Source organism: Okeania sp. SIO1H4, from assembly GCF_010672695.1.
GTDB lineage: Bacteria > Cyanobacteriota > Cyanobacteriia > Cyanobacteriales > Microcoleaceae > Okeania > Okeania hirsuta.
The window spans coordinates 1-4,048 of the sequence record NZ_JAAHGB010000149.1 but is presented as its reverse complement, the minus strand read 5'-3'; the positions used below and the strand labels follow the sequence as shown (position 1 = coordinate 4,048).

The following is a 4,048-nucleotide window of genomic DNA, read 5'->3' as shown; positions in this document are numbered from 1 at the left end:
TATGGCTACTGATAGTCAGAAAAAAACTAAATATAAGTATTTAGGAAAAGGGGGAAGTGAAGCTCATATTGATGCAGTTGAAAAAATGACTCGAAGGAATCTTATTGATGAGTTGGAGAGAGTTGTTCATTCCCTTCAAGAAAGTTATTTAGATATTTGTTTTGGTGGAGAAATTGAACCAGACCCATCCTATGATCTTCAGGATGATAAATAATGTGAGAAACGAAGATAATTCCAGATTTGATTTCTAATACAATCACCGATTAGTTAGTGTAATACTTACGCTAACCACTTTTTCTTTTTGTCCAAAGTCCAAGTCTAACTCAACAGGAAGAATCTCCAAATGGTGATAGTTCAAATAACCAACAGAAGTTAGAAGAAATAAATCTATCAAGAGACTTTTTTCTCACACTGAAAAAACATCTTACATGGGATTTTATAGCTAGAATAAAAAGCACAAACTCCCTTACTGTATGCCTAGTAATATTACAGTTAGTTAGTGGCTATACGACTGTAAGAGTAGCTACGATCGTTTTCTCAAAGTCCAGTAAAATACTCTCTGGTTTTCTTGGTGGAACTTTTCAATTTTTACTCATATTACTTTTAATTTTCAAAGCAGGAAATGGAGGTCCTAAAAGAAGGTGGTTTTCAATTCTAGTTTTGACTATAGTGAGTATCTACTGCAATTTATTTTTTATTTATGATGAAACTTTAGGTGGCGAACTAACAAAAAACTCTCCTAAAAAAATACAAGCTCATAATAGTTTAGTGAGAAAAGTTAAAAGTAATTTTACAGATAAACTTCCAAGGTTAGAAGCGCAAAAATCTGAATTGGAAAGGCGAATACAGGATGAAATAAATGGCATTAGAGGAAATCCTCCTGGTTGTGGAGCAGAATGTCAAAAATTGACGTTTGAAAAGGAAAAAGTACAAGATGAAATTAATGAAATTAAAAACATTGCACAGGATAATAGAATTAACAATCTACTCGCTCTCTCTGCACAAGAAATTCAAGAACAAAAATTAAAACCAAAAGAAATCTACGATATAAACTTAGAAGCATGGAGTGCTATTCCTGAAACTTATAAAGTATCACAGCCACAATTTTCTGATTATGAAAATTCTGAAGCTTTTTTAATTCCTTTTGTTAAGGTTTACCAAGAAAGAGAAGCGATCGCTGTTGCTTCTTTAATAATTGCTGTAATCATAGATGGTTTAGGCTTAGTTTTAGGAAGTATTCCTCCCAGTAAAAATTCATTAGTTTTGTATAGAATATTAGCAGAAAGTATCACCTCTCCAATCATAGGAATTAAGAGATTTTCTGCTACTCTCCAAAAATAAATCACAGATAATGTAGAACATTTTGATACTAATCTAACTTCACTGTCTAGTAGTACAGGAATAATTAAGTTAGTTGGTATAGATGGTGCTAAATTTTTGATGAATTTTTACAATGCAATTAATAAATACGACGAACTGAAGATAGATAAATCTCTACTTTGCTCCAAAGAAACTTATGAAAAGATGAAAATTGAAAATAGCAGTAATGAATCATCTATAGATTCTTTTGAATATTTAAAGACGGCTTATGAATTATTGATAGATAATATGCGTTATCCTCCTTTTGAATGGATTGAAGAGTATCCAAAAGAAAACCAATTTTCAGAGCAAATTCTAAATTTAATACCTAATAATCAAAACTTTAATAGTAAAACAAATAGTGAAAAAGGCTGGAAGTTTAGGAAAAACTCTTATAAACAATTCGTGAATTGGATAACAGAAGAGATTGAAGAACAGCTAACTAATGAACAAGTAAAGGTAACGGGAAAAGTGACACTACACCTTTACGGAAAGCCTAAAGAAGAAAAAGAGAAAGCATAATTATTGCTAAACAAAATTTTTGAAGAAGGAGACAGGAGACAGGAGACAGGAGACAGGAGGAAAATTACATGGGGATTCTAACCCCAAGTAATTTTGAACACCCTGTAGACGGTGGGGTATTAAACCCACAAAGAAAATGATAAAACACATAGACTGGGATGGAAAACCCACCCCACTAAAATTAACAATTAACTACGCACCAACAGCTTCTTTGGCAGCATACATAACTTCTAAAGAAATCTCCCCAATACCACGTTCTCTCGCAAACTTTTCTGTATTTCGCTTCACCTTACCCCGAACAAAACCAGGCACCTTATTCAACTCTGCTTTTGCTTCTTTCGTCCAATTCAAATCAGAATCAGCAGAAATACTCTTAGTAATAACCTCCTTAGTATCATGCCCACCAAATATTTCTAACAGGTGGTCTTCCATTCCCAAAGTAAAGGAGTTGTAAACCAAATCCGCAATTTGATTAGTTCCCTCATAACCCATAAACGGTTTATAACCAATGGGAAAATTCTGAATATGAATTGGTGCAGCAATTACACCACAAGGAATATTCAACCGCTTACCAACATGACGCTCCATTTGTGTACCAAAAATCGCGGCAGGTTCCACACGAGCGATCGCATCCCCAATCTCTCCATTATCCTCACTAATTAAAACTTCATCGCAATATTCACTCACCTGTTCCCGGAACCAGTCAGCATCATATTTACAATAAGTACCTGCCCAAACTACATGAATACCCATTTCCCGCGCCAAAATTTTTGTCAGAGCAGCAGCATGAGTATTATCCCCAAATACCACAACTTTTTTACCAGTTAAATTTTGACAGTCAATGGAACGAGAAAACCAAGCTGCTTGAGAAACGTGCAAAGTTTGATTATCAATAAATTCCTCATAGTCAACATTGGCACCTTGAGCATTAACCACCTGCTGAATTTTACGAATACAACGAGCAGTTTCCACCACACCCATAGGAGTAATGTCAATATAAGGAGTTCCAAACTCTGACTCTAAATATTTAGCTGCCATTATCCCCAATTCGCGATAGGGTGTGAGATTAAACCAAGCGCGAGGTAGATTTTTTAAATTGTGAACAGAAGCACTTTCGGGAATGACTTCATTAACTTCGATACCTAAATCTGCCATTAAGCGTTTTAACTCGGTGCAGTCATGTTGGTTGTGAAAACCCAGGGTAGAAACGCCAATAATATTAACAGAAGGTTTTTCAGTTTTCCCTTCTGGAAGTTCCCCTTTCTTTTTCGCCTTCTCAATATAATATTTAACGATTTGCTGCAAAGTGCTATCCGCTGCTTGGAGTTCGTTAACGCGGTAATGGTTAACATCTGCCAGCATTACATCACCTTTGGCATCTATTTGAGCGCGTTCGACAAAATTTTCTAGGTCTTCTTGCAAAATGCTGGAAGTACAGGTAGGAGTAAGAACAATTAAATCAGGAGCTTCTTCATTGTCTTTACGGATGATATTATCTACCACTTTTTCTTGAGAACCCCGCGCCAATACATTACGGTCAACTACACTGGTGGTGACTGGTGTATAATTACGTTCTCTTTCTAACATAGAGCGCATGACATTGAAATAATCGTCACCGAGGGGAGCGTGCATTATGGCGTGAACGTTTTTGAAAGAGCTGGCAACGCGCAATGTGCCAATGTGAGCGGGACCTGCATACATCCAGTAGGCTAATTTCATCTAATTTTCTCCGTTTTTTGTTAACTGTTATAGATTTGTTACTTTGATTGTCTCAAATTTTGATGTCTTTATTCATTTAACGGGACTTTTTGAACAATATTTTTTCAGGTTATCCCATCAACTAGGAACTCAGTTTGTCAGTAAAGCAATAAAATTTTGTTTTATTTAAGTATTCTTAATTTTTTAGTTAATTTGTGTAAATTAGGGGTTGACAATTGTTTGATATAGGTATATGAAAAAAGCGATCGCTTGTTTATAGTGTGCGATCGCTCTCCAGAAAAAAATCAGGTAATGTCCTACAAGTAGTGATTTTCTTGGCTAAGAGCTGATTCATAAAGTAAATCTTAAATTAGCTAGTCCCTTGACCATGAGTTGGATTAATCAGCCATAAATCATTGCTTCACTTACATCTGAATAGACTTCATAATCCTTACATAGCGCGCCTAAA

At 35.2% G+C, this 4,048-nt stretch carries 3 protein-coding genes and 1 pseudogene; 3 read left to right on the top strand and 1 reads right to left on the bottom strand.

Features of this window, described 5'->3' with window-relative positions; translation table 11 throughout:
• The 3 genes and pseudogenes from F6K06_RS33180 to F6K06_RS33170 all read left to right on the top strand — a co-directional run.
• Nucleotides 1–214 (top strand): annotated as a pseudogene (locus tag F6K06_RS33180) (hypothetical protein); the annotation flags it as partial.
• Between the two features lie 446 nt (nucleotides 215–660).
• The gene (locus F6K06_RS33175) at nucleotides 661–1,341 is read left to right on the top strand and encodes a hypothetical protein (RefSeq protein ID WP_287245255.1); all 681 of its coding nucleotides are present in this window, start codon (nucleotides 661–663) and stop codon (nucleotides 1,339–1,341) included.
• A 96-nt stretch (nucleotides 1,342–1,437) separates the two neighbouring features.
• Entirely contained in the window at nucleotides 1,438–1,881 is a 444-nt protein-coding gene (locus F6K06_RS33170) for a hypothetical protein (protein WP_287309123.1), read from the top strand.
• 192 nt (nucleotides 1,882–2,073) lie between these two features.
• Here the strand turns inward: F6K06_RS33170 and bchB are convergent, their stop codons facing one another.
• Nucleotides 2,074–3,600, bottom strand: coding sequence for a ferredoxin:protochlorophyllide reductase (ATP-dependent) subunit B (bchB, locus tag F6K06_RS33165; RefSeq protein ID WP_124144374.1), 1,527 nt, complete (start codon nucleotides 3,598–3,600; stop codon nucleotides 2,074–2,076).
• Between the last annotated feature and the right edge of the window lie 448 nt (nucleotides 3,601–4,048).

Excerpts from the sequence above, each read along its gene's own strand:
- bchB (WP_124144374.1), bottom strand. The coding sequence starts at position 3,600 with ATGAAATTAGCCTACTGGATGTATGCAGGTCCCGCTCACATTGGCACA.